The organism is Clostridia bacterium (assembly GCA_024685775.1).
Classification (GTDB): domain Bacteria; phylum Bacillota; class Clostridia; order Christensenellales; family CAG-1252; genus CAG-1252.
Genome location: JAIKVL010000032.1, coordinates 1 through 24,616 on the forward strand (window position 1 = coordinate 1; position 24,616 = coordinate 24,616).

At 48.9% G+C, this 24,616-nt stretch carries 22 protein-coding genes and 1 tRNA gene; 14 read left to right on the forward strand and 9 right to left on the reverse strand.

Going from position 1 to position 24,616, the window contains the following annotated elements; genetic code table 11:
• The 6 genes from K5753_05545 to K5753_05570 all read left to right on the forward strand — a co-directional run.
• A partial coding sequence (locus K5753_05545; GenBank protein ID MCR4726660.1) for a hypothetical protein occupies positions 1 to 2,331 on the forward strand: 2,331 nt, incomplete at its 5' end.
• A gap of 294 nt (positions 2,332 to 2,625) precedes the next feature.
• Positions 2,626 to 2,716: transfer RNA gene (locus K5753_05550), tRNA-Ser, on the forward strand.
• Between the two features lie 58 nt (positions 2,717 to 2,774).
• On the forward strand, positions 2,775 to 3,272 hold the full coding sequence (locus tag K5753_05555; protein MCR4726661.1) for a hypothetical protein: 498 nt from the start codon (positions 2,775 to 2,777) through the stop codon (positions 3,270 to 3,272).
• A gap of 169 nt (positions 3,273 to 3,441) precedes the next feature.
• Entirely contained in the window at positions 3,442 to 4,599 is a 1,158-nt protein-coding gene (locus K5753_05560; GenBank protein ID MCR4726662.1) for a mechanosensitive ion channel, read from the forward strand.
• Between the two features lie 161 nt (positions 4,600 to 4,760).
• Positions 4,761 to 5,216 carry an NfeD family protein gene (locus K5753_05565; GenBank protein MCR4726663.1) on the forward strand — a complete coding sequence of 152 codons (456 nt, stop codon included), beginning with the start codon at positions 4,761 to 4,763 and terminating at the stop codon, positions 5,214 to 5,216.
• 18 nt (positions 5,217 to 5,234) lie between these two features.
• Entirely contained in the window at positions 5,235 to 6,137 is a 903-nt protein-coding gene (locus K5753_05570; protein ID MCR4726664.1) for an SPFH/Band 7/PHB domain protein, read from the forward strand.
• An 87-nt stretch (positions 6,138 to 6,224) separates the two neighbouring features.
• Here the strand turns inward: K5753_05570 and K5753_05575 are convergent, their stop codons facing one another.
• From K5753_05575 to K5753_05585, 3 genes are read right to left on the reverse strand one after another with little or no spacing between them, the layout of a single operon-like run.
• Entirely contained in the window at positions 6,225 to 6,941 is a 717-nt protein-coding gene (locus K5753_05575) for a sigma-70 family RNA polymerase sigma factor (protein MCR4726665.1), read from the reverse strand.
• On the reverse strand, positions 6,934 to 7,368 hold the full coding sequence (spoIIAB, locus tag K5753_05580; GenBank protein MCR4726666.1) for an anti-sigma F factor: 435 nt from the start codon (positions 7,366 to 7,368) through the stop codon (positions 6,934 to 6,936). The genes K5753_05575 and spoIIAB overlap by 8 nt, the downstream gene beginning before the upstream one ends.
• Before the next feature lie 2 nt (positions 7,369 to 7,370).
• Positions 7,371 to 7,676, reverse strand: coding sequence for an anti-sigma factor antagonist (locus K5753_05585; GenBank protein MCR4726667.1), 306 nt, complete (start codon positions 7,674 to 7,676; stop codon positions 7,371 to 7,373).
• A 257-nt stretch (positions 7,677 to 7,933) separates the two neighbouring features.
• Between K5753_05585 and spoVAC the strand changes: the two genes are divergently transcribed.
• Genes spoVAC through K5753_05600 form a run of 3 tightly spaced genes read left to right on the forward strand, consistent with a single transcriptional unit; the run spans position 7,934 to position 9,749 of the window.
• Positions 7,934 to 8,383: a stage V sporulation protein AC gene (gene spoVAC, locus K5753_05590; protein ID MCR4726668.1), complete on the forward strand. Its 450-nt coding sequence runs from the start codon at positions 7,934 to 7,936 to the stop codon at positions 8,381 to 8,383.
• Positions 8,380 to 9,390: a stage V sporulation protein AD gene (spoVAD, locus tag K5753_05595; protein MCR4726669.1), complete on the forward strand. Its 1,011-nt coding sequence runs from the start codon at positions 8,380 to 8,382 to the stop codon at positions 9,388 to 9,390. Before spoVAC ends, spoVAD begins: the two co-directional genes overlap by 4 nt.
• A 2-nt stretch (positions 9,391 to 9,392) precedes the next feature.
• Entirely contained in the window at positions 9,393 to 9,749 is a 357-nt protein-coding gene (locus K5753_05600; protein ID MCR4726670.1) for a SpoVA/SpoVAEb family sporulation membrane protein, read from the forward strand.
• On the opposite strand, the gene K5753_05605 is transcribed toward K5753_05600, so the two are convergent.
• Positions 9,699 to 11,366 (reverse strand): hypothetical protein, encoded by a 1,668-nt coding sequence (locus K5753_05605; protein MCR4726671.1) that lies wholly within the window; start codon positions 11,364 to 11,366, stop codon positions 9,699 to 9,701. The two genes, K5753_05600 and K5753_05605, sit on opposite strands and share 51 nt — an antisense overlap.
• Positions 11,367 to 11,495: 129 nt before the next feature.
• Here K5753_05605 and dnaX point away from each other — a divergent pair, with 129 nt between their 5' ends.
• From dnaX to recR, 3 genes are read left to right on the forward strand one after another with little or no spacing between them, the layout of a single operon-like run.
• On the forward strand, positions 11,496 to 13,334 hold the full coding sequence (gene dnaX, locus K5753_05610) for a DNA polymerase III subunit gamma/tau (protein ID MCR4726672.1): 1,839 nt from the start codon (positions 11,496 to 11,498) through the stop codon (positions 13,332 to 13,334).
• A 4-nt stretch (positions 13,335 to 13,338) separates the two neighbouring features.
• Positions 13,339 to 13,674 (forward strand): YbaB/EbfC family nucleoid-associated protein, encoded by a 336-nt coding sequence (locus K5753_05615; protein ID MCR4726673.1) that lies wholly within the window; start codon positions 13,339 to 13,341, stop codon positions 13,672 to 13,674.
• A gap of 1 nt (position 13,675) precedes the next feature.
• Complete coding sequence (gene recR, locus K5753_05620; GenBank protein MCR4726674.1) at positions 13,676 to 14,266, forward strand: recombination mediator RecR; 591 nt, start codon at positions 13,676 to 13,678, stop codon at positions 14,264 to 14,266.
• A 49-nt stretch (positions 14,267 to 14,315) separates the two neighbouring features.
• Here recR and K5753_05625 read toward each other — a convergent pair whose 3' ends face one another.
• The gene (locus K5753_05625) at positions 14,316 to 15,680 is read right to left on the reverse strand and encodes a PadR family transcriptional regulator (protein ID MCR4726675.1); all 1,365 of its coding nucleotides are present in this window, start codon (positions 15,678 to 15,680) and stop codon (positions 14,316 to 14,318) included.
• Positions 15,681 to 16,245: 565 nt separating this feature from the next.
• On the opposite strand from K5753_05625, the gene K5753_05630 reads away from it, so the two are divergent.
• Positions 16,246 to 17,307 (forward strand): tyrosine-type recombinase/integrase, encoded by a 1,062-nt coding sequence (locus tag K5753_05630; protein MCR4726676.1) that lies wholly within the window; start codon positions 16,246 to 16,248, stop codon positions 17,305 to 17,307.
• A 75-nt stretch (positions 17,308 to 17,382) separates the two neighbouring features.
• Positions 17,383 to 17,979 carry a transcriptional repressor LexA gene (lexA, locus tag K5753_05635; GenBank protein ID MCR4726677.1) on the forward strand — a complete coding sequence of 199 codons (597 nt, stop codon included), beginning with the start codon at positions 17,383 to 17,385 and terminating at the stop codon, positions 17,977 to 17,979.
• On the opposite strand, the gene K5753_05640 is transcribed toward lexA, so the two are convergent.
• From K5753_05640 to mutS, 4 genes are read right to left on the reverse strand one after another with little or no spacing between them, the layout of a single operon-like run.
• Positions 17,973 to 19,205 carry a methionine gamma-lyase family protein gene (locus K5753_05640; protein ID MCR4726678.1) on the reverse strand — a complete coding sequence of 411 codons (1,233 nt, stop codon included), beginning with the start codon at positions 19,203 to 19,205 and terminating at the stop codon, positions 17,973 to 17,975. The genes lexA and K5753_05640 overlap by 7 nt on opposite strands.
• Positions 19,198 to 20,109: a tRNA (adenosine(37)-N6)-dimethylallyltransferase MiaA gene (gene miaA / locus K5753_05645; GenBank protein ID MCR4726679.1), complete on the reverse strand. Its 912-nt coding sequence runs from the start codon at positions 20,107 to 20,109 to the stop codon at positions 19,198 to 19,200. The genes K5753_05640 and miaA overlap by 8 nt, the downstream gene beginning before the upstream one ends.
• Positions 20,109 to 21,959 carry a DNA mismatch repair endonuclease MutL gene (gene mutL / locus K5753_05650; protein MCR4726680.1) on the reverse strand — a complete coding sequence of 617 codons (1,851 nt, stop codon included), beginning with the start codon at positions 21,957 to 21,959 and terminating at the stop codon, positions 20,109 to 20,111. Before mutL ends, miaA begins: the two co-directional genes overlap by 1 nt.
• Positions 21,959 to 24,616 carry a DNA mismatch repair protein MutS gene (mutS, locus tag K5753_05655; protein MCR4726681.1) on the reverse strand — a complete coding sequence of 886 codons (2,658 nt, stop codon included), beginning with the start codon at positions 24,614 to 24,616 and terminating at the stop codon, positions 21,959 to 21,961. The genes mutL and mutS overlap by 1 nt, the downstream gene beginning before the upstream one ends.

Sequence of the window (24,616 nt, forward strand, 5' to 3'; positions counted from 1 at the left end):
TTGACCGACGAAGACATCAAAGCGCTTGCAAGCGCGCTTTCCGAGGCTGACAAGGACTTCGTGAAGACTCTCCGCGCTTTCTTCGACAAGGGCGGCGAGTATATGAAGGCAACGGACGAACTGCTCAAAGGCTATTCGACGATCACTTTGGAAAATAGCGATTACTTCCCGATCATCCGTTACTCAAAGGATAGGGCGGAAAGCATAGACAAGAATTATATGCTTGCACTCTCGAACGCCTCCGTGCAAAATATGGGGATCACGAAGACGAGAACGGACAACACGCACCGCCTCGACGTTCACCCGATCTTGTCCGTGGTGGAACGCCACGCAAAGCAGATTGGGCAGTACGCGGGGCTCGCCGTACCGATCAAGACGATACAGCAAGTCTATAACTGTAATGTGTCACAAGAAAGTGGCGGCGGCTCCGAGTCTATCCGCAACACCATAGATCAAAAAGTGTGGAAGGGGTTCGATAAGTATTTCACAAACTGGCTCGCCGACGTCCAAGGAATGGGAAAGATGCACTCCGAAGCGGATAGTTTCGTTGATCGGATCAGAAGCAACTACGCCAAGTTCCAGCTCGGCGCGAATATCAAAGTCGTTCTCTCGCAGATGGCGTCCTTCCCGACGGCGTTTTGTGTCCTTTCCGCGTCCTCGATGGTCCGCGCGTATGGTCACAAGCCTAATCTTAAAAATATGGATAAATATTGCGCGTGGGCGCGAGTGCGTAACGCGGATCACGGCGTAGTGCTTGCAGAAGGCAACCTCGACAAGATCGGCGCTGTCGGTGACGTGTTCACGAAGCCGATACAATGGACGGACCGTCTGACGATCAGCTTCTTGTGGAACGCCTGCCAATGCGAGGTGGAGTCGAAGCACAAAGGGGATGCCGCGTACAAGTTCGGCACCGAGGCGAATATGGAAGAGGCGGCGGCTCTGCTCGAAGAAGTTGGACGCCTTACACAGCCAAACTATACGCAGTCGGAAAGGTCGGCGATGCAACGGAGTAGTAACAGCATTGTCAAGAGCCTCACGATGTTCTTCTCCGTTCCGCTGAAGCAATACTCCCGTTTGATCGAGTCTATCGGACGCATCCGCGCATTGCGCTACAAGAAGAACGTCCTGCACGAGAACGTCTCCGCCGCAGAGATGAACGCCGCGAGAAAAGGTCTCGCCAAGGCGGCGACGGCTGTCACGGTGGCGAACCTTATATATGCGCTCATGGGGCAGCTTGTGAAGTTCTTGCTCAACAAGGACCGCAAGGACAAAGACGGAGAGGAGATTGGATGGGTCGAGGATCTCTTCAAAGATTTCGCATCCACCTCGATCGGTATGATCCCGCTCGTGAAAGAGGTCTACAACGTTTTCAACGGGTTCGAGATGGAAGAGGCGGTCACGTCGACGATCAACGACTTCGTCAAAGGGGCAAAGGGCGCGGTCGAGCTGCTCGGAACGATCGGAGACGACGAACCGCACGAGGCGAGAGACTACGCGAAACCGCTCCGCGACTTTATCTATGCGTCCGGGCAGATCCTCGGGATCCCGACGAGAAACATCTACAACCTCACTTTCGGCGTCGTGAACCGCTTCGACGAGAGCGAGGCGTACAAGTGGAACTCTCTCTTCTACGCGCAGAACTATGTAAAGGATCTGAAGAAGGCGATCGAGGAAGGCGACGAGAGCAAGGCGTCGACAATCGTCGGTCTTATGATGAAAGACGACGGCATGACCTCCACGTCGCCGCTCGTAAATAAGAAGCTCCGCGAGCTTTACGGGAAAGGCTATACCGTCCTCCCGAAGACGGTCCGTGACAGTATCACCTACGAAGGCGAGACGATAAAGCTCTCCGCGAAGAGTCAAAAGGCGTTCAAAGACACTTACAGTGGCGCGAATAAGGAAGTCGAAAACTTGATAAAGGCGTCCTATTTCAATAAGCTCTCGGAAGAAGTGCAAGCGAAGTCTATAAAATGGATCTACGACTATTACTACGAAAGCGCTGTCTGCGAGACCGTGGGCGAGGAGAGCAACTCGAAGAAGAGGCTCTTCGCCGAGACGATGCCCGTCAGCAAGTTCGCTATGTCGATCGCGGCTTGCTCTGCCGTCGAAGGGAAGGTCGACAAGAAGGGCAATACGATCGCCGGGACGAAGAAGGCAGAGGTGATGAAGCTGCTGAACAAGCTCTCGCTCACCCGCGCGGAGAAGGCGTTGATCCTCGCATACCTCGGGTACTCGGTGGATGACTATGCAGGGCTCATAAAGAGCTATATTCGCAGGATCGGGCTCTCAAAAGCACAGCAAAAAGCCTTCCTTACATATTGCGGTTTGTGACAATTTTGTGACATAGCCGAAAATCATACTATATATAGTGTTTGATATCATAATATCAGCACTATATATTGTAGTGGGAAGTGTCCATCTCTCTCCACCAAAATGAAGCTCATCTTTCCCGAGCAAAAAGATGAGCTTTTTTATTTATAAAGAGGGAGCGCAAAGAATTTAAGTTTTTTTCATAAAGAAGCTTTTTTTACTTGCAAAATCTCCTTGAATATAATATAATTTGAGAGCAAACAAGGGTTCGAGCGATCGTTTCCCGAAACAATTGAATCGCGTTTATCGCAATATGGAGAGTTGGCTGAGTGGTCGAAGGCGCACGATTGGAAATCGTGTTTACCTCACAAGGGTAACTAGGGTTCAAATCCCTAACTCTCCGCCAAGCATAACCTAAGTTGAACCCCTAAAAGTTTGACTTAGGTTTTTTACTAGGAGAATGTATGAACAATAATTATATTTGGCATTATACTGATGAAGAGTACATGAAATTGGCAAATGAACAATTGAAATCTCATTTCAATTACAAAGATTATATCACACCATACAATGAATCACGCGAACTTGTTGGGCGTATCATTGAAGAATTTCAACCTCTTGAACACTCCATTAAATCCTTACTGCAGATTGCGCTTGAAAAAAAACTTTATACTAGAAAGAATTTCAATTTTGACAATTATATTCAAGCTTCAAGAATTATAAATGAACTTTCTGAAAATTTGATCGATAAAAAAACTGCAAAACTGTTAATCGAGATCATCAAGTTTCGCAATTATATCATCCATGAGCATTTTATTAGCATAGACCGAGAAAAAGCAGAAAAGGTTTTCCCACATTTTTTGTTTCTAATCTTTGAAGCAGAAGATTACATTAACAATATGATTAACAGGATCAGCGGCAAAAATGAATCTATTCGAAACATATTTGATGGGACTCTGTAATGATTTTTCCGAGTAAGGAAATTTAAATATATATTTTCCGGCTACCAACAATAAATCCGATTCGGTTCGGACCTTTTTATATTTTTAAGTGGTGATTTTTATATTTTTATTGAAATATGTTTTATAACTAATGTATAATTAAATCAGTGAAAGAAAGGAAGAAAGAAAGATGATTTTACAATGGATTAACGATTTGCAGTCGCCTTGGAACGTAATGACTTGGATCGGATTATTTATCGCGGTCTTCGCCATGTGCATTTTGATCACGAAACTCAGTAACGCCATTTTCAAGCGGATCCAAAAAAACCATCCGGGGCTACACGTTATGTTTTTGCATCATATCCTGACCATCGCGATCATCCTCGGATTTATTATCTTGGTCGTTTCCGCGTTGGCGGGCGTAAAGACGGTTTGGAGCACGCTGTTCGGAGGAACCGCGATCATCAGTGCGGTTCTTGCTTTCGCCGCGCAGGACATCATCAAGGACGTCCTTGCGGGTATGATGATCAGCGCGCATAATCCTTTCAAAGTAGGGGATAGGATCACGCTTGACGACGGGACGACGGGCGTCGTCGAAGACATTACGCTGCATCACGTCGTGATCGCAGGCGTCGAGTCCCTGCGCTACGTTATACCGAACCACGTCATCAACACGATGCGCCTCACGAGTTACAATTTCCAAACGACGACGCGCTCCGCCGTTTTCAAATTCGCCATCGGCTATGATTCCGATATGACGGAAGCAAAAAGGGTGATCGCGCAAGCGATTGAAGACAGCGAGTACTCCATAAAAGGGCGTACCGATAAAAACGGCGTCCCTTGCTACGGAGACGTCTATTTCATGTCCTTTGAGGACAGCGCTTTGATTTTGCAAGTCACGGTTTATTATCGTCCGTCCCATCCGAGCGAAAGAGTGATCGACGATATTAACGTCCGCGTTCGCGAAGCGCTCATCGCAAATAACATCGAGATCCCGTATAATTACGTTAACGTCGTCGAAAAACCCGACGAACCCATGAAAAAACCGATCAGGAAGCCCTTGCCGAAAGCGCCAGAAAAGTCCAAACTCCCCGCGGCGGCGCCTGCCATATCCAAAGAGCCCACTCCCGCTAAGATCGAAGCGAAAAACGCCGTAAAAACGCCTGTGAAGACGGTGGCGAAAGCCCCCGTTAAGGCGACGGTCAAAGCACCCGTAAAATCCGTAGCGAAGCCCGCGACCCAAGCAGCCCGCAAAGCGCCTGTAAAAACTTCTGCGAGCGCAACAAAACCGACTTCGAAACCCGCCGCAAAGCCCGCTCCGAAACCGGTCGCCAAAAAGACGAAATAAGAAATAATAGGAAAGGCGGTAAAATGTACCGTCTTTTTTATAAAAACGATCGATTTTGACCGTTTTCCAAAACGGTTCCCGGTATTGGATCGAGAAAGTTGACAAGACCGCGCATTTTGTTGTATTATATACAAGATAAAAAAAGAAAAGGAGGGCTTGGTATGCCGCAGATTTCTTTGTGGGTTTGGCTCGGAGTCGTCGTCGTTGCGACGGTCGTCGAGCTGATGACGTTGGATATGACTTCGATTTGGTTCGCGATCAGCGGACTTGTGGCTCTTATTTTGAGCGCGTTCGATCAGATCCACTGGATCGTTCAATTGATCGTCTTCGTCGTCCTTTCGTCCGCTTTGATCGTCGGGATCCGTCCGATCGCTCGAAAATTTCTTTTGAAACAAATGAACGAAAAGACGAACAGCGATTCTTTGATCGGGAAAAAAGTGTATATGACCTCGACCGCGTCGTTCGGGCAAATGGGGTCGGTCAAGATCGCGGACGTCGTTTGGAGCGCCGTTCCGGAAAATGAGGAAGAAACGATCGAGGAGGGCGCAGTCGTCGAGATCACGGCGATCAGCGGAAACAAATTGATCGTTAAAAAATCGGATAATCCGAATAATTAATAATAAAGGAGAATAACCATGGAACCAGTAGGAATCGTTTTATTGATCATAGGAATCGTTATTTTGATCGTCCTGATGACGGGGATCCGCGTCGTTCGCCAAGCGACCGCGGTTACGGTCGAACGCCTCGGAAAATATCGCAAGACCTTGGAAACCGGCGTTCACTACGTCTTGCCGATCTTCGACCGCACCTCGACTCCGATCTCGTTAAAAGAGATCGTTGCGGACTTCAAGCCGCAACCCGTTATTACGAAAGATAACGTTACGATGCAAATCGACACGGTCGTTTATTTCCAAATCACGGACGCGAAACTCTATACTTACGGCGTAGACAAACCGCTTTCCGCGATCGAGAATTTGACCGCGACGACGCTTCGTAACATCGTCGGCGAGCTTGAACTCGACGAGACTTTGACCTCGCGCGACACAGTCAACTCGAAAATGCGCATTATTCTCGACGAAGCGACCGATCCTTGGGGCATCAAGATCAACCGCGTCGAGCTGAAAAACATCCTCCCGCCGAAAGATATTCAGGAAGCGATGGAAAAGCAAATGCGCGCCGAACGTGAAAGAAGAGAGGCGATCCTTCGCGCCGAAGGCGAAAAGAAGAGTAACATCCTCGTTGCGGAAGGTGAGAAGCAAGCGAAGATTCTTCGCGCCGAAGCGGATAAAGAATCCCGCATTTTAGCGGCGGAAGCGGAGAAGGCGGCTTTGATTGCCGAAGCGGAAGGTAAAGCGACTGCCGTAGACCTCATCAATAAAGCAAATCCGAATAAAGCGTTTTTGACGATCGAAGGTTACGACGCTCTGAAATCGCTGGCGCAAGGTCCCGCGACCAAGATCATCATTCCTTCCGAATTGCAAAACATCACGGGAACGCTTGCCGGGATCACCGAAGCAATCAAATCCGACAAGAAATAATTTCGAAGGGTTCGTTTGAATTGAAAAACACGCATAAATCGAATTTATGCGTGTTTTTCTTTTTATTGTTATAATATTTCGCTTATTTTAAGACAGTTTTTCCTTCAAATAAGAGAGGATCCTCGTTTCGAGTCTGGAAACCTGCACCTGCGAAACGCCGAGAATGGCGGCGACTTCGCTTTGCGTCTTATCTCGATAATAGCGCAATAAGATGATCTTTTTATCCCTTTCGTCCAAGCTCTCGATCAAATCTTTCAGCATGATCCTGTCGATGACGTCGTCCGTCTTGTCGACGGTTTTGATATTATCGATCAAATAAGAGCCGCTGTCATCATCGTATTTTTCGTATAAGGAGAGGGGCATTCGCGTGCTGTCGAGGGTATAAACGACCTCGAAAGGATCGACTTTGAATCGCTCGGACAGTTCGTCCACGTTCGGTTCTCTTCCTTTTTCCTGCCGAAATTCTTCGATATATTTCGTCATAAGGATCGCGAGCGCTTTCGTCGACCTCGAAACTTTGATCGGACCGTCGTCTCGAATTTGGCGCTTGATCTCCCCGCCGATCATCGGAACGGCATAGGTCGAGAAACGAACGCCGAAGTCCTTATTGAAGTTCATGATCGCCTTATAAAGCCCGAGCGAGCCGAGTTGGATGAGATCGTCGTATTCGATGACGGTGTTCCGATATCGTTTGATAATGCTTTTGATCAGCGGCATATTTTCTTCGAGCAGGGTGGATTTCGCGGCTTCGTCGCCTTTTTGCGCCAGCTCGATCAGTCGCATCGTTTCTTCGTGACTAAGCATTTTTCCCGATTTTTTTGCGCATTTTTACGATCGTTCCGCGCCCGACTTGCGTTTTTACTTCGAGTTCGTCCATAAAGGCTTCCATAATCGTAAAACCCATACCGCTGTGCTCTTCGTGAGATTTCGTGCTGAAAAAGGGCTTCCTCGCTTCTTCCGCATCGCGGATCCCCGTGCCTTCGTCCGAAACGTCGATTGCGACGACGTTATCGTCATACGTCGTAACTTCGATCGTAATCTCGCCTTCGCCGTCCGGGTAGGCGTGAACGATCGCGTTCGTTACCGCTTCGGAAACGGCTGTTTTTACGTCGTTTATTTCTTCGAGAGTAGGCGAAAGATTCGCGCAAAACGCCGCCACGCTTGCGCGCGCAAAACTTTCGTTGCCCGATTTCGCCGGCAAAATGATCGTTACGTTATTCGTTACCTTCATAGTTACACCACCTTAATTATTTGATAGAGTCCGCTGACCCGAAACACTTTGTCCGTTTGCGCTTTTACGTTTCGGACGCAAAGCTCCGCGCCCGCCGCCTTTAATCGCTTATACCTTCCGAGAAGAACGCCGATCCCCGTGCTGTCCATAAAATCGACCTTTTCCATATCCAAAACGAGGGTATGAAAATCGTACTGACGAATATTTTTGTCGAGATAATCCCTCGTTTCGCGCGCACTTCGTTCGTCGAGATCGCCCGAAAGGCGGACCGTCATAACTCCGTTTAACAAATTCGTTTGAAATTCCATAGTTTCCTCCGCGTTTATCATACGAAACGAATCGGATCGTGGAACGTAAATATAAATACTATTTGCGGATATTTCGAAAGATTTTGTCGAAAACGAATTCTGTCTTCTTCAACTGTATACTTTTCGAGGAGCGGGCAATACTTCGCTTATGAATAACGTGCTCGATGCGGAAGAAAACCTCGATTTCAATCATCCAGCGGCGAAAATCGCGGAAGAAAACGAGCGTTACCATAAAGAAAGCGGGGAGAAAGACAGAAATGCTAAGCAGAACGGAATATCTTGAACTGGATAAAAAGATCGCTCCGAAAAGCAAAGAGCGGCGAACGCTTTTTCTCGCGTTCCTCGTGGGCGGGTTGATCTGCTCGGTCGGGCAAGCGGTCGCGGATCTATTCAAACTGTGCGTTCCTTCCGCGAGCGAAAAACTCGTCTCGCAGTTTGCTTCGACGATTATGATTTTTATCGGCGCGTTTTTGACCGGTCTCGGCGTCTACGACAACATCGGAAAGCACGCGGGAGCGGGGTCGATCATCCCGATCACGGGATTCGCGAATTCCGTCGTTTCGCCCGCCATGGAATTTCGATCGGAAGGAATGGTCTTCGGCGTGATGTGTAAAATGTTCGTGATTGCGGGTCCGATTATCGTAAGCGGGATCACGTCGTCCGTCGCGGTCGGTCTGATCTATTGGTTGATCGAGGTGTTGAAATGAATTTCGGCGAACAAACGATCAAATTTCAAAACAAACCCCGCGTCGTTTCTTCTTACAGCATCGTCGGTCCGAAAGAAGCGCAGGGGCCTCTCGATCCGTATTTCAATAAACGAATCCGAAAAGACGATTTCGGGCAGGAAACCTTTGAAAAAGCCGAATGCAAGTTGCATATGAGCGCAATCTCGGGCGCGATCATCGAAGCGGGGCTGACGCCGAAAGAAATCGACGTCAATATCGGCGGAGACCTTTTGAATCAAATCATTACGTCTTCGTTTTCCGCGCGCGAGCTCGATATTTCGTTTATCGGAATGTACAGCGCGTGCTCGACCTTCGGACAGGCTTTGATCGTCGGCGCGAGTTTGATCGACGGAGGATATATTCGTTACGCAGCTTGCTCGACGAGCAGTCACTTTTCGACCGCGGAACGACAATACCGTTACCCGTTGGAGCTCGGAACGCAGATGACGCCGACAACGCAATGGACGGTCACGGGAAGCGGCTGCACGCTTCTCGGGAGAACGGGCGGGAAAGTTTTCGCGGAAAGCGCGACGATCGGAAAAGTCGTGGATTTCGGGATATCCGACGCGAACAATATGGGCGCGGCGATGGCGCCCGCCGCGGCGCAAACCGTCGCAAGACATTTGAAAGACACGGGGCGCGACGCCGAATATTACGATCATATCGTGACGGGCGATCTCGGGATCTACGGGAGTAAACTATTTCTCAAACTTTTGGAAAGCGAAGGGATTCAAGCGTCCGCGGTTCATAAAGATTGCGGCGCGATGATCTTCGATAAAAGACAGCGCTGTCCGCAAGGCGGTAGCGGAGCGGGGTGCAGCAGCGTCGTCTTTAATTCCTATTTTATGCATCATTTGCGCGTCGGCGCGATCAAAAGGCTCTTGCTCGTTCCGACGGGCGCGCTTTTATCCAAAGTCTCATCGTTACAGGGAGAAACGATCCCGGGAATCGCGAACGCCGTTTCGTTCGAAAGGGAGGAAGCCGAATGATTCTGACCTATTTACGGGTTTTTGCGGTCGGCGGACTCGTCTGCCTGATCGGGCAAATTTTGATCAATTTGACGAAAATGACCTCTTCCAAGATCCTCGTGACCTTTCTTTTAATCGGCGTGGTTTTGGAAGCGGTCGGGCTGTTCGACGCAGTCAAAAACTTTTCGGCGGCGGGAATTACCGTCCCGATCGTCGGATTCGGTTCCACGCTCGCGAAAGGAGCGATCGAAGGAGTCGAAAAATTCGGATTGATAGGGGCTTTGACGGGTGGAATGCAAGCCGCGGCGGCGGGATTATCCGCGGCGATCTTATTCGGATTTTTGATCAGCTTGGTCTTCAAGGCGCGAACCAAGGTTTGATTCCGAAAGCAATTTCACCTCGGGTTCGATCGAATAGACGCGCGCCTCGAAAGGACGAAGACCGACCGTCTCGTGCAATAAGCGGCTGACGATCGAATAATTTCCGAAAACGAAACGTCCTTTCCGATCGGTAAGCGCGCGCGGGATCGCGAAATTGACGTTCTCGGGCGAAAGCGACGCGATCACGAGCAACGTTTTTTCTTGAAAACTCCGCGTAAAGCAAACGATCAAAGGATGCGCGGAAGGATAAAAGACGAAATCACCGAACGAAAAAACGTCCGATTTTTTTCGAAAATCCAAAACCTTTTTATAGAAATTCAATACGCTTTCGGGATCCTCTTCCTGCATTCTTCGATTGATCTTGACGTAGTTATCGCGAACGGGAGCGAAAGGGAAAAGCGCGGAAGTAAACCCGGCGTGTTTTTTATGATCCCATTGATAAGGATCGGAAGCGAGGGGAATATATTTTTTCTCGGAAGGTTGACGGTTTTCTTCGATCGGAGTTACGGAATTGCGAAAAACGACGTCGCTCATCGCGATTTCCTGCCCTTGATAGAGAGAAACGCCGCCGACCGACGCGCCGAGAAGCAGGGCGACGGATTTCGCGGCGTAAAAGTAGGCTTGATCGTCTTTGCATTGCTTCCAAGAGGAGAGCATTCTCCCGTGGGTCGCGTCCTCTACGGAAAGAAGCGTCTTTCGCGCGACGGGGGAAGATTGGATCGAAGCGTAGGTTTTGATCCATTTGCGAACGTTTAGTTCTTTCAAAGAAGGAAGACGCGTGTTTTCGTCCAAATTCGAAAAGGTCAAAGCGTCGATCGTCGGAAGATTTCCGTCGGTCAGATACAGAGAAACGACTTCGTCTTGCGGAAGGTTTCTTAAAAGCAGGTGAAAATCTTCTCCGAAACGACTGCGGATCTCGGAAAGAAGGGCGAATCGGTCTTTACCGACAGCGAAGAGATCGGGAGAAGGTTTATAAAGCAATTTGCCCGATTTTACCGCATTTTTTTCAATCGTAAAGGGGAGTGATTCAATAACGAATCCCGCGACGCCGAGCTCCTTCCAAAAAGAAACGATCGAAAGCATCTCGTTTCTGAGTTCGGGATTTTCGAGATCGAGATCAAGAGAAGAGGCGCCGTAGGTATTTTTATAAAAAACGCCCGAATCTTTTTCTTCCCACGCTTCCTCTCCGAGCCGATTCTTGCTTCGGAACGGAGCGACGGAGCCGTCTTTTCCTTTTCCCGGAGCCGAAACGTAATACGAAGCATATTTGGGATTTTTTCTTTTTTCAAACCAAGAATGCTCGGCGGACGTGCAAAACAAGGGGATCGATAAATAGACGGCGATCCCGTTTTCGCGCGCCTCGTTAAGGAGCTCGGAAAAATCGGAAAGCTCGCCGATTTGCGGATTTATCCGACAAAAATCGGTTACTTCATAAAAAGAATTTACGTTCGAAGTCTCGAAAACGGACGTTAAAACGATCGCGTTGATCCCGAGCGAGACGAGTTCGGGAAGCTTTTCTTTGACGCCGAGAAGATCGCCGACGCCGTCGGCATCGGAATCGAAAAAAGTCGGAACGCGAATTTCATAAGACAGAAAACGAACAGGATCGAATTTCATTATTTTTATTATATATGATTTACGTTTTTTTTGCAACACGTTGCGCTCCGAAAAAATCAAGCGTCAAATAAAAAATAAAAGATTGATTCAGACTGCTTTATATAGTATAATATTTTACGGAGATATCTTATGTATCAATCTTTGTATCGCAAATACAGACCGGATACTTTCGAAAAGGTCATAGGTCAAGAGCATATCACGACGACGCTCGTCAATCAGATCCGAACGGGGAATATCGCTCACGCCTATCTTTTGACCGGAACGCGCGGAACGGGTAAAACTTCCGTCGCCAGAATTTTTGCGCGCGCCGTAAACTGTCTTTCGCCCGTCAACGGGTCGCCTTGCGGAGAATGCGAAGTTTGCAAAAAACTTCTTTCCGGGACGAGTTTGGACGTCGTCGAGATCGACGCCGCTTCCAATAACTCGGTCGAAGACGCCCGCTCGATCCGCGACAGCGTCCGCTACGCTCCGATTGATTGCAAATACAAAGTCTATATCATCGACGAAGTCCATCAGCTTTCCCAAGCGGCGTTCAACGCGCTTTTGAAGACTTTGGAAGAGCCCCCGGCGCACGCGATCTTCATTCTCGCGACGACGGAAGTACAAAAGATCCCCGCCACGATTTTAAGCCGTTGTCTCAGGCTGGATTTCCATTTGGTTTCACAAGAGCTTTTGGAAAAGCACGTCGCCGAGATCTTCGATAAAGAGGGCATTTCTTACACGAAAGAAGGCGTCTCCGCGATCGCCGCGGCAGGCGCGGGCAGCGTCCGCGACACGCTCTCCGTCGCAGACATGTGCGCTTCCTATTCGGACGTCGTCAATTACGATTGCGTCCTCGGCGTTCTCGGCGCGAACGATCCTTCTCTGATCGCCGCGATCGCGCTTTGCGCGCTCTCGGGAGATATTAAGAACGCGATCACGCGCGTCGAATCCGCGTCTTCCCTCGGAAAGAGCATGCAGGTTCTGACCAAAGATCTGACGAAATATTTCCGCGATTTGATCATTATCAAAAACGACGATAAAGCAAACGAGGTTTTGCGTTTACCCGACCACCTTTTCACCGTCGCAAGAGAAATCGCCGTCGCGTACGACGGAAGCGTCCTTATGCGCGCATTGGATATTTTTTCCAACGTCGAAGCAAAAGAGCGTTACAGCGCGCAACCGAAGATCCTTCTCGAAAGCGCGATCATCAAAACCGCGACGCTTTCCGGGGAAGATTTCTCCGATCTTTTGGCGCGCGTCGCGACGCTTGAAAATAAAGTCAAAGAATTCGAGGGTTCGCCCGCGGCTCGCCCCGATTATACGGCGATCCTTTCTTCTTTGTCCGCCGTTCAAAAACAAACCGTAGTCGAAAAACCCGCGGAAAAAGCGCCGGTTGAAGAAAAACCGGAGCAAAAGCAAGATGCCGCGGAAGTAATCAAGGGAGAAAAGAAAGAGATCCCCGTTTTCCCGACGCTCAAAGAGACCGCTTCGGTCGAATTGCCGTTTGAGACGGAAAGCGCGAGCTCGCCCATCCTTTCCGAAGCGAAAGCGCCCGAGGATCTGCCGTTTGACGTTCCCGCGGAAGATCCGCAAGAACCCGTTTTGACAAATGCCGACGTCAAGAACCTCCTTCCGAAGGAAGTCAAAGACGAGATCAAAAAGCTCAGAGGTCGACTGATCAACCGCTTACGCGAGCGCAAACAGCTGATGCTGTATCTCGCCGTCTGCGAAGAGGGCACGCTCATTAAAGTCGAAAACGGAAAGATCGTTATGGCGTTCCAAAAGGAAAGCGATTACAACTATTGCAACAATCCGCAGGTCAAAAAGTATTTGCAAGCGCTTTTTGCGGAAGAATTGAATTTTGATTGCGATTTGTCGCTCTTGATGTATGACGATCATTCGCCGAATTCGATTTCGAACGCGGATATTCTGAAATTATTTGCCGGAGCAGACTCCGTCAATTTCAAAAACGTTCACAGGAGGTAACAGTATGGCTAAATTCAACGGTTTCGGCGGAGGCGGCGCCAATATGGCGCAACTGATGCGTCAAGCGCAAAAAATGCAGCAAGATATGCTCGCCGCGCAGGAAAACCTGAAAAACACCGAATTTACGGCGCAAGCCGGAGGCGGCATGGTCGAAGTCGTCCTTACGGGCGATAAAAAGATCGTTTCGCTTACGATCAAACCCGAAGCGGTGGATCCGGACGACGTCGAAATGCTCGAAGATATGATCGTCGCGGCGTTCCAAGAAGGCTTTAACCTGATCGACAAAGAGACGGAAGCCACGATGGGTCCGTATGCGGGAATGCTCGGAGGCTTGAACTGAGATGGAGTACATCGAGCCGATCTCGCGGCTCATCGCAGAATTTTCGAAATTGCCCGGCGTAGGAAAGAAAACGGCGGCGCGTTATGCGTTTTCCGTGATCAATATGCCGCCCGAGGAAGCCGAAAATTTTTGCGATGCGATCATCCGCGTCAAAGAGAACGTTCGGCTTTGCAAGATCTGCGGGAATTACACCGATCGAGAGGTCTGCGAAATCTGTTCGACGCGTGACAAAAGCATTATTTGCGTCGTAAAAGAACCGCGCGACGTCATCGCGCTCGAAAAAACCAAGTGTTTTAACGGCGTTTATCACGTTTTACACGGGTTATTGAGCCCGATCGACGGCGTCGGCGTAGGAGATATCCGCGTAAAAGAATTGCTCGAAAGGATCAACGAGGGGGGAGTAAAAGAGGTCATCGTCGCGACGTCGACCGATCAATCGGGCGAAGCGACCGCGTTATACCTTGCGATGCTCTTAAAACCTCTCGGCGTTAAGACGACGAGGATCGCGCGCGGTCTGCCGACGGGGAGTAACCTCGAATATACCGACGAAGCGACGCTTTCTCGCGCGATGTCCGACCGAAAAGAATTATAAAAAATATGCAAAACGCAAAAAAAAGCGAGGCGCAAGCCTCGCATTTTTTTTACTTCAAATGATACTTTCTCGTGTGATACAGAACCGCGTAAAGGATCGAATAAATCGGAAGATTAATCAAGAGCAGGGCGGGATACAAAAGCGGTTTGACCATCGTCGAAGGCTTGCCGATATCCGCTTTGAAGACGAAGAACGCCAAAAGCATACAAATCACGAAAACGTTTAAAGCAAGCATCAGCGTCCCGGATAGCGAGATCTTTAAGTCGAAATCCGCGCGGACGCGTTTATCCGGCTTTAAGAGGTAAAGGACGACGCCGACGATCGGGAAGACAAGCAGCACGCAAGCCGCGACCAAATAGAAGGCGTAACCGAGACACGCGAAACGATCGAGCGCGAAATAGGAGATCAAAACTTCGAGCACCATAAACGCGTACAAAAGAACCAAGCAATCGCGAACGAGTCTGGACGAAAAAACGAAATTCATCGAGTAATACGAAGACGAAGTCGCCTTGGAATAGGGGCGAAGCTTGTATCCGTTCGCTTGCGCGTACTCTTTCAACTCACCGTAATTGAACGCGTTATGAGACGCAGATTTATCGGAATCTTCCGCATTTTCCTGCGGACGTTCCGCCAAAGAACCGGACAGAGCGAAAATGTCGTTTAATTGCGAACGGTAGTCGTCGCCGTAACCGACGCGATCCGCCAAAAAATCTTGCAGGATCGGTTCGGGTTCTTCTTCGGGCGCTTGCTCAGCGGCGATCGAATCGAGATCCAACTGCTCGCCGTAGATCTTTGAGCCGAAGATATCGAGTGGCTTTTTTTCTTCCGTTTCTTCGACCGCATCCGAAGCGTCTTGCGCTTCCGAATCGGCGGGGGCATCTCCATAATCTGAGGAAGATTCCTCGGGAGAGGGGGCTTCGGGCTCGGGATCGCTCGCCTCGGGAAGAACTTGCTCGGAAGATATTTCTTCCGAATTTTCCGCATTTTCTTCGGAAAGATTCGAGAGACCGCCTCCGCGTTTCGTCCGCGGGCGAAGTTCGCTTGGATCAAACGGCTTCGGAGCGTTCGACAAATCGAATTCTTTATCGGAAAGCAAACGATTGAGCAGGGTGCGGGAAAATTCCCATTGCTCAATATCTTTATCGAGAAAATCTCTGCCTTTATCCGTCAGGGAATAATACTTTCTTTGCGCGCCGTTGGAAGTTTCGCCGTCATAAGAGGTTATATAACCTTGTTTTTCAAGTCTTTTCAGGCAACTGTAAAGGGTGGGCTGTTTGATTTCGTAAACGCCCTCGGTCGCATTCGATATAGCTTTATGGACGTCGTACCCGTAACTGTCTCCTTGGGAAAGGAAACGCATTATGAAGGAATCGACGTGATCTCGGATCAAATCCGTGTTAACGTTATTATCCAAAATAAGCACCTCTTGTTAATATTTTACTTTTATTTAGAATACTTGTCAAGGGCATTTCTTTACGAGCATCACGTCGTAAAAAGAGCGTATTTGTTATAAATCGGCGATAATCGTCGTTTGATAAAAGGGATCAAGCGATTATTTTGACGTCTCTTTGCCGTTTCGGGCGACCGGAGATTATCGGATAAGAATCGAAACTACACGATTAATACTATCGGGAGACAGTTATGACGAAGATCCGGAATCATTTTTCGACGAACGGATGACAAATATTTGCCAAAGAAGTACAAAACGCAGCGATAGAGGAGTGTTTTCGATCGGTCGGAATTTGTCGAAGAGCGTTTTGAACTATTCGCAAAACACAAGTTTTGCGAATAGTTAGTGCAAGATTTCTGTCGAATAGTATTAAAAATCGTCTTTAATTAAAATAATTCGTAAAAATCAAGCAATTTATCATACGATATCGAATTCATAGCTTTTAAGAATCCGCACGCCTCAAACGATTTTTACGGACGGTTTTTCGTTTTATCTTTACAGAGGTTTTGCGAAATGTTACAATATAAATATGGAATCCTTTTACGACGAACGAAATAAAGACGTAACGCTGCGCATCCGGGAACTCCGCAAGGAATTGCCGCCTTTTTGCGAGGAGTTTTTTATCGGGATCGAAAATCGAACCACACCCCTGACGCGACTCGGTTACGCATACGATCTTCGGATCTTTTTCGACTTCGTTTTATCGAATTTAAGGGAATTTCGCGCCTATAATCTCGATACGTTCGGATTGTCCGAGCTGGACAAAGTCACCGAAACGCATATCGAATCCTTTCTCGATTATTTGAGCTATTACAGATTTAACGGCAAAGAATATAAGAACGACGAACGCGCGAAGGCGCGCAAATTATCGACGATTCGGGCGTTTTTTAAGTATTTTTTCAATAAAAACAAGCTTTCCCGCAACGTAGCGAGCAAGGTTCCGACCCCGAAGATCCACGATAAAGAGATCATTCGACTGGACGTGGACGAGGTCGCAAATCTTTTGGATGAAGTCGAATTCGGAAATAAGCTGTCCAAACGCCAACAAGGCTACCACAAAAAAACGAAACTTCGCGATCTCGCCTTGATCACGCTGCTTTTGGGGACGGGAATCCGTGTTTCGGAGTGCGTCGGGCTCAACGTCGAAGATCTCGATTTCAAAAACAATTCGTTTACCGTAACGAGAAAAGGCGGAAATCGAAAAATCCTGTATTTTCCGCAAGAAGTATCCTCTGCGCTTCGCGAATTTCTGCAAGAAGACCGATTGCTCGCCGAAACGGACGATCCCGCCCTGTTCCTTTCTTTGCAAAACAAACGCCTGACCGTTCGCGCCGCCGAGATCATCGTTAAAAAGTACAGCAAATTGATCACTCCTTTGAAAAAGATCACGCCGCACAAGCTTCGCAGTACCTACGGAACCAATCTATATCGCGAAACGCAGGATATTTTCGTCGTTGCGGAAGTCCTCGGTCACAGAGACGTCAACACGACCAAGCGCCATTATGCGGCGATGAGCGAAGACATTTTGCGTTCCGCGGCGAAAGTCACGGTTCTCAGAGAAAACGATCCCAAAGATCCGTCCGATTTATAATTCATTTATAAACATTTGTTCATTTTATTATAAACATATGTTTACATTTCTATATAGATATGATATAATGTCGGTATGAACGATTCCACGATGCAAAAAACGCAGGATTTATACGACTATATCAAAGTCTTTCAGCTTGAAAACGGCTATCCGCCGACGGTGCGCGAGATCCAAAAAAGATTTGCGATCAAATCGACGGCGTCCGTTTTTTATTATTTAAAGCAGCTGGAAAGTCAAAATCTGATTCGCCGATCGAAGCTGAAAAACCGTTCGATCGAGATCGTCGGCGAACCCAAACGATGCGAAGTTCCCGTCCTCGGAGAAATCGCCGCGGGCGCGCCGCTCCTTGCCGTAGAGAACGTGGATTCTTATTTTCCGATGCCGGACGGATTTTTCGGAAAAGGTTCGGAGCTTTTTATGCTTCGTATTTGCGGTTCGAGCATGATAGAAATCGGGATCAACGACGGAGATTTCGTCGTCATTCGCCGTCAGGAAACGGCGGAAAACGGAGAAATCGCCGCGGTTTTGATTGAAAACGAAGCGACGTTAAAACGCTTTTATAAAGAAAAAGACCATTACAGATTACACCCCGAAAATTCGGAAATGTCCGATATTATTACGGATAAAGCGACGATCCTCGGCATCCTCGTGGGTCTCGTTCGCCGTTATTGATTCGAAAATTCTTCAATACATTTCAAGATCGCAAGTTTGATATGTTCGAACGTCAAACCGCCTTGAACGTAAGCGATATAAGGAGGTTTGATCGGCGCGTCCGCCGTCAATTCGAGCGAAGCGCCGCCGACGAACGTTCCCGCAGCCATGATGACGGGGTCGTCGTATCCGGGCATATCCCAAGGTTCGGGAACGACGTACGCGTCGATCGGCGAAACCGCTTGAATGATCCCGCAAAACTTGATCAGCTTTTCTTTATCTTCAAAAACGATCGAACGAATGATATCGCCGCATTTTTTTCCGGGCGCGGGGATCGTTCGATATCCGAGCTTATCAAAGACGCTTCCGAAAAGGACGCTCCCCTTTAACGCGCCGGCGACGACGTGCGGCGCATTAAAGATCCCTTGAAAGAAATTTTGATATCCGAGGGCGTAAGAGCCGATTTCCGTTCCGAGCGACGGCGCGGTCAAGCCGTAGCCGACTTGCTCGATCAGATCGCGTCTGCCCGCGGCGTACCCTCCGGAGGGAGCGAGACCTCCGCCGATATTTTTCGTAAAAGAACCGACCATAATATCCGCGCCGACTTGGGTCGGTTCAGTCGTTTCCACGAATTCTCCGTAACAATTATCCACAAAAACGATAGATTTCGAATGAGATTTAATAAATCCGATCGCTTTTTCAAGCGCGCGGATCGTAAATGCGTCGCGATCGCTGTAACCTCTGGACCGCGTTATAAAGACGAGTTTCGGAGCGCGTTCGAGGGCTTTCTCGATCGCGGGATAATCAAAATCGCCGTTTTCCGTCAAATCGACTTGCTCGTACTTTACGCCGAAATCGACAAGAGAACCGATCCCGGGTTTGGTTATAACGCTCATCAAAGTATCGTACGGCGCGCCGGTAACGGATAAAAGCGTATCTCCCGGGCGCAAAAGCGCGTACAAGGAGACTTTCAGCGCATGCGTTCCGCTCGCAAAATACGGAGAAGCGATCGCGTCCTCCGCGCCGAGGGACAAAGCGAAGACCTTGGACAAAGCTTCTCTGCCGATATCCCCGTAGCCGTAACCGGTCGTCCCTTTCAAATGGCGTTCCGCGATCCTGCATTCGGAAAAAGCTCTCAAAACTTTTTCCGTGTTATAAAGCGCGGTTTTATCGATTTCTTCGAATAATTCGGAATTTTCCGCCTCGCATTGCGCGAGGAGTTTTTCAGCGTTCGATCTGTCAGTCATTGTCTTCTCCCTTAAAATCTCGGACGATAAAATCGGCGATCTCGCTCGACGTTTTGCCTTCCGCTTGGACTTCGATCGCGGTTTTATACTGTTTGAACCAAGTGTCTTGCCGTTTCGCGTAGTTTCGCGTGCGCCGTTTGATCAATTCAAAGATCTCTTCATCCGAAAGACCTTCTTTTTTCAGCGCCCATTCTTTATAAGCGATCGCCTGCATGCTTCTGTCCGAGAAGGAAACTCCGGCGGCAAGCAGATCTTCGACCTCTTTTTTCAATCCGGAACGCATCATCTCGTCCACGCGTTCGTTGATCCTTTTATATAAAATCTCGCGGGGACGCTTGATCAAATAGAGTTTATAGTCGAATAAAGGTTTTTCGAAATCGTTTTCCTTCGTCCCCCCCGTCAACGCCTTTTCGATCGCGCGAAGCACGCGTTTTTCATCGTTAACGTGCAATTTATTCGCGGCGTAGGGATCGAGCGAACGAAGCTTTTCGAACATTTTTTCCTTTCCGATCTTTTCGAGTTCGTCTTTTAACGACGCGCGAAGCGTCTCGTCGTACTCGCCCGAATAACTCATATCGTAGATCAAAGAATGGATATAAAGCCCCGTGCCGCCGCAAACGATCGGAGTTTTTCCGCGAGATAAAACGTCTCGAACGATCGAGACCGCCGCTTTTTTATAATCGCAAACGGAAAACGACTCTTTCGGGGAAACGACGTCGATCATATGATGCGGAACGCCTTTCGCTTCGTTTTCGGTGATTTTGGCGGTACCGACGTTCAGTCCTTTATAGATTTGCATCGAATCAGCGGAAACGACTTCTCCGTCCAAGCGCAGCGCGCATTCGACGGCGACCGCGGATTTTCCGCTGCCCGTCGCCCCTCCGATGATCAACAGTTTTTCCATCAAACGATCCTCTTAAAGAGTTTTTCCAAATCCCTTTTCGTATAAATATAGTACGCGGGACGGCCGTGCGGGCATTGGAGCGGCAAACCTTTTTTGAAATAGGCGTTCATAAGCCCTTCGATCTCGTCGTTCGTCAAATAGGTGTTGCCTTTGATCGAGCTTCGACAAGCGGCGTAAGCAAGCCTTTCGTGTACGAGCGGGAAATGCTTGTTCGGGCGATCCGAAACGATCTCCGCGATGAGCGTTCCGATATCGATTTCCGATAAAATGCTCGGAACGGAGAGCAATTTGAAACAATCCGCGCCGAACGGGATCAATTCGACGCCGATCTTTTTCAATTCTTCTATTTTCCCCGAAACGATTTGATATTCGGAAGGCGTGACGTCGATGGTCGCGGGAATCAATAAGGGTTGGACCGCGATCTTGCCTTTTTCATATTCTTCCAAAAGATGATCGTAGCGAAGACGTTCCACGGCGGCGTGCTGATCCACAATAATGAATTTTTCGGAATATTCGAGCAAAAGGAAGGTTCCGAAGACCTGACCGATCACGCGATAGCCGTCGCTTTCTTCAAGCCGCATTTGACGTTGCGTTTCGGCTCGCTCTTCCTTTAATCTCGTCGCGATCCGATTGACTCCGCCGTCGTCGTTAAAAAGGGAGATCGGACTCGACTCTTCGACCGAAAACGGCGGCGCAAACGACGCGACAGTCTCGGGTTCGCGCTTTACCTCGTTCGATTCGATCGGCTCGATCGTCTCGTTCACCGCGTAAAAAAGATCGGAAACGGGAGATTCCTTTCTCTCGTTCGATCCTTCGATGGTTTCGACTTCGTCGTTCACCGTCTGAAAAAGCATTCTACGGTCGAGAATATCTTTTTCGACCGCGTCTTTGATCGCGTGATAGACGGCGGAAAATACCGCGTTATTATCGCTGAAACGGACTTCCGCTTTGGTTGGGTGAACGTTTACGTCGATCTCATCCGTCGGGATCGAGAGCGACAGGATGGTTACCGGATAATTCCTTTTCATTAAATACTGCGAATAAACGGTCGTGATCGCGGAAGAAATGCTTTGATTTTCCGCGACTCTTCCGTTAATGATCGCGATCTGATACGTTCGGTTCGTCTTGAAATAAGTGCTTTTGCTGACGAATCCGCTGACGGAAATCTTTCCTTTTTGATAAGAAACGGGCAAAAGATTTTGGCAGATCTCATCGCTGAAAAGCGCGCGAACGCTTTCGCCGAGCCCGTTGCCGTGAGAATGATAGACGACGCCTTTTTCGTCCGATAGTTTTACGGAAATATGGGGATTGGCGAGGATGGTCTTTAAGCAAACGGTTTTAATCTCCGCCGCTTCACCGGACGGAGTCTTCAAAAACTTTTTACGCGCGGGCGTGTTGAAAAACAAATTTCGAACGGTAATTTCCGTGCCGTTATTCATCGAGATCGCGCCTTCTTCCGTCTCTTCGCCGCCGCGAAGGGTCAAATACGAACCGAATTCCGCATCCTTCGTCTTACTCTTGATCTCGACCATCGAAACCGAAGAGATGCTTGCGAGCGCTTCGCCGCGGAAACCGAGCGTCGAAATCGAGAAGAGATCGTCCGCCGTCCGAATTTTGCTCGTTGCGTGGGGCAAAAACGCCGTTTTCAGGTCGTCTTTTTCGATCCCGCATCCGTTATCGGAAACGGATATCTCATCCAGCCCGCCGTTTTTTACGAAAACTTCGATCCGATCCGCACCGGCGTCGACCGCATTCTCCAAAAGTTCTTTAACGACGGACGCAGGTCTTTCGACGACTTCTCCCGCCGCGATCTTATTATAAACAGTACTATCGAGTTTTATGATTTTCATTATTTCACCTTACTGATCAGATCCGCCAATATGGAAAAGGCTTGGATCGGAGAGATCGAATTGATGTCGATTGCTTTGAGCTCTTCTCCGATCTGTTCGAGTTTGTCGTTCGTCTTATCTTCAAACAGGCTTGCCTGTCGAACGTCTTTCTTCCCGATATCGCCCTGCACGAGGATCTGATTCGTGTCTCTGTATTTGGACGTTTCTTCGAGAATATCCGTAATTTTACGCGCTCTTTCGACGACGACTTCCGGGACGCCCGCAAGGGACGCGACTTCCGCGCCGAAGCTCTTATTCGCGCCGCCGCGCGCGATTTTATGCAAAAAGACGACTTTTCCGTCGATCTTATTCGCGAGGACCCTGTAATTCTTTACGCCCGCGATCCTGTTTTCGAGATCGGTCAATTCCTGATAATGGGTCGCGAAAAGCGTCCGTGCGGAGATCTTTTTCGCAATGTATTCCATAACCGACCACGCGATCCCGAGTCCGTCGTAGGTCGAAGTTCCCCTTCCGATCTCATCCAAGATCAGCAAAGAATTTTTCGTCGCGTTATTCAAAACGGTCGCGACTTCGACCATTTCGACCATAAACGTGCTTTGCGAATAGGTCAAATCGTCGTTTGCGCCGATACGCGTAAAGACACGATCGGTCAAAGCGATTTCCGCCTTCGTCGCGGGAACGAAACTTCCGATATGCGCGAGGATCGTGATCAAAGCGACTTGGCGCATATAGGTGCTTTTACCCGACATATTCGGTCCGGTCAGGATCATCGTCCGACATTGATCGTCCAAAACCGTGTCGTTCGGGATAAAATTCTTTCTTCCGATAATTTTTTCGACGACGGGATGCCTGCCGTTCTCGATCGAGATATCTTTAACGGATTTATTGATGATCGGTCGGACGAAATCGCTTTCAAACGCGACTTTCGCAAGAGAATAGACGGCGTCCAACGCGCCGATCGCCGACGCGCATTTCAAAAGCGCGGGAACGCTCGCCATAAGTTCTTTCGAAAACTTCTCGAAAAGATCGAGTTCAAGTTGAAGCGCGTATTCTTCCGCGTGTAAGATCTCTTCTTCTTTCGCTTTCAATTCTTCGGTGATATAGCGTTCGCCGTTCGTCAGGGTTTGCTTCCTGTGATAGTGAAACGGGACGAGCGAAGCGTTCGAATTCGAAACCTCGATATAATAGCCGAAAACGCGGTTGAAGCCGACGTGCAGATTCTTGATCCCCGTCGCTTCTTTTTCTTTGAGCTCGTACGCTTCGAGCCAACCTTTTGCGTTCGCTTTCGCGTCTCGATAGGAATCGAGTTTCGGATCGTATCCTTTCAAAATAAAGCCGCCGTTTTTGTACTCTTTTCCGCAGTGATCGGGATCGAAAGCTTTCAATATCTTATCGCCGATCTCGATTTGATTCGGGATCGCCGACAACACGCGATCCAAAAACTTAACGTGCGTATCTTTCAAATAGGCTTTGATCTTCGGGAAAACTTCGAGCGATTTCGCAAGATTCAACATATCCGACGGAGACGCGTTCCCGTAAGCGGAGCGCCCCGCGAGCCTTTCGATATCGTGCATCTGAGAAAGGAGATCTTCCACTCCGTCTCGGATCTCGGAATTCTTGTAAAAGAATTCGACGGCGTCTTGTCGCTCGGCGATGACTTTTTCGTTCAAAACGGGATAATCAAGCCATTTGCGGAGAGTTCGAAGCCCCATTCCCGTCCGCGTCTTGTCGATGACCCAAAAGAGCGAACCCTGCTTTTTCCGATCGCGATTGGACTCGAAAAGCTCCAACGTCCTTCTCGCGGCGGAATCCAAAAGCATATATTCGCTATCGTTAAAATAGGATAACTTCGTAAATTGCGGAAGTTTTCGCTTTTGCGTTTCGTGAAGATATTCGTTCAAAGCGCCGGCGGCGCAAATCGCCGCGTCCTTTCCTTTGACGCCGAAGCTGTCGAGCGTCAAGACGTTAAACGCCTTCGTCAAACCGTCGATCGCGTTTTGCAGTTTGAACGCCCAATCGTAATAAGCTTGCATTTTGACGTACTTCTGCGTGGCGAGAGACGGAACGATCTCGTTATATTCGCACGTTTCGGGAGACGCGATGATCTCCGAAGGATTGACGGTCGCCAAAAAATCTTCGAACGCTTTAACGAGATCTTCGGTTTCTTTTTCGTAAAGATTGAATTCACCGGTCGTTATATCCGCCCAAGCGAACCCGACCTTGGAACCGTGAACGAATACCGAGGCGAGATAATTGTTTTTCCCGTCCGAGATCATTCCCTCGTCGATCACCGTTCCCGCGGTAATCACGCGAACGACTTCTCTGTCCACGAGCGTCTTTCCGGGCATCGGCTCCGAAAGCTGCTCGCAGATCGCGACTTTGTAGCCTTTATTGACGAGGCGAGCGACGTATCCGTCCACCGCGTGATACGGGACGCCGCACATCGGCGCGCGATGTTCGAGCCCGCAATTTCTGCCGGTAAGCGTCAGATCCAATTCGCGGGAGACGAGCTCCGCGTCGTCGAAAAACATCTCATAAAAATCTCCGAGGCGATACATCAAAATGCAGTCCTTATACTGCTCTTTGGTGTCGAGATACTTTCGCATCATCGGAGAAACTTCGTCTTTTTCCTTTTTTTCTTTCGGTTTTTCAGCCAT

Coding starts and splice junctions, on each gene's coding strand:
- K5753_05585 (MCR4726667.1), bottom strand. CDS start 7,676: ATGGAATTTCAAACGAATTTGTTAAACGGAGTTATGACGGTCCGCCTT.
- K5753_05605 (MCR4726671.1), bottom strand. CDS start 11,366: ATGAAATTCGATCCTGTTCGTTTTCTGTCTTATGAAATTCGCGTTCCG.
- K5753_05575 (MCR4726665.1), bottom strand. CDS start 6,941: ATGCTTAGTCACGAAGAAACGATGCGACTGATCGAGCTGGCGCAAAAA.
- miaA (MCR4726679.1), bottom strand. CDS start 20,109: ATGGAAAAACTGTTGATCATCGGAGGGGCGACGGGCAGCGGAAAATCC.
- spoVAD (MCR4726669.1), top strand. CDS start 8,380: ATGAATTTCGGCGAACAAACGATCAAATTTCAAAACAAACCCCGCGTC.
- K5753_05555 (MCR4726661.1), top strand. CDS start 2,775: ATGAACAATAATTATATTTGGCATTATACTGATGAAGAGTACATGAAA.
- K5753_05630 (MCR4726676.1), top strand. CDS start 16,246: ATGGAATCCTTTTACGACGAACGAAATAAAGACGTAACGCTGCGCATC.
- mutS (MCR4726681.1), bottom strand. CDS start 24,616: ATGGCTGAAAAACCGAAAGAAAAAAAGGAAAAAGACGAAGTTTCTCCG.
- spoIIAB (MCR4726666.1), bottom strand. CDS start 7,368: ATGAAGGTAACGAATAACGTAACGATCATTTTGCCGGCGAAATCGGGC.
- spoVAC (MCR4726668.1), top strand. CDS start 7,934: ATGCTAAGCAGAACGGAATATCTTGAACTGGATAAAAAGATCGCTCCG.
- lexA (MCR4726677.1), top strand. CDS start 17,383: ATGAACGATTCCACGATGCAAAAAACGCAGGATTTATACGACTATATC.
- dnaX (MCR4726672.1), top strand. CDS start 11,496: ATGTATCAATCTTTGTATCGCAAATACAGACCGGATACTTTCGAAAAG.
- K5753_05565 (MCR4726663.1), top strand. CDS start 4,761: ATGCCGCAGATTTCTTTGTGGGTTTGGCTCGGAGTCGTCGTCGTTGCG.
- recR (MCR4726674.1), top strand. CDS start 13,676: ATGGAGTACATCGAGCCGATCTCGCGGCTCATCGCAGAATTTTCGAAA.
- K5753_05615 (MCR4726673.1), top strand. CDS start 13,339: ATGGCTAAATTCAACGGTTTCGGCGGAGGCGGCGCCAATATGGCGCAA.
- K5753_05640 (MCR4726678.1), bottom strand. CDS start 19,205: ATGACTGACAGATCGAACGCTGAAAAACTCCTCGCGCAATGCGAGGCG.
- K5753_05560 (MCR4726662.1), top strand. CDS start 3,442: ATGATTTTACAATGGATTAACGATTTGCAGTCGCCTTGGAACGTAATG.
- K5753_05570 (MCR4726664.1), top strand. CDS start 5,235: ATGGAACCAGTAGGAATCGTTTTATTGATCATAGGAATCGTTATTTTG.
- mutL (MCR4726680.1), bottom strand. CDS start 21,959: ATGAAAATCATAAAACTCGATAGTACTGTTTATAATAAGATCGCGGCG.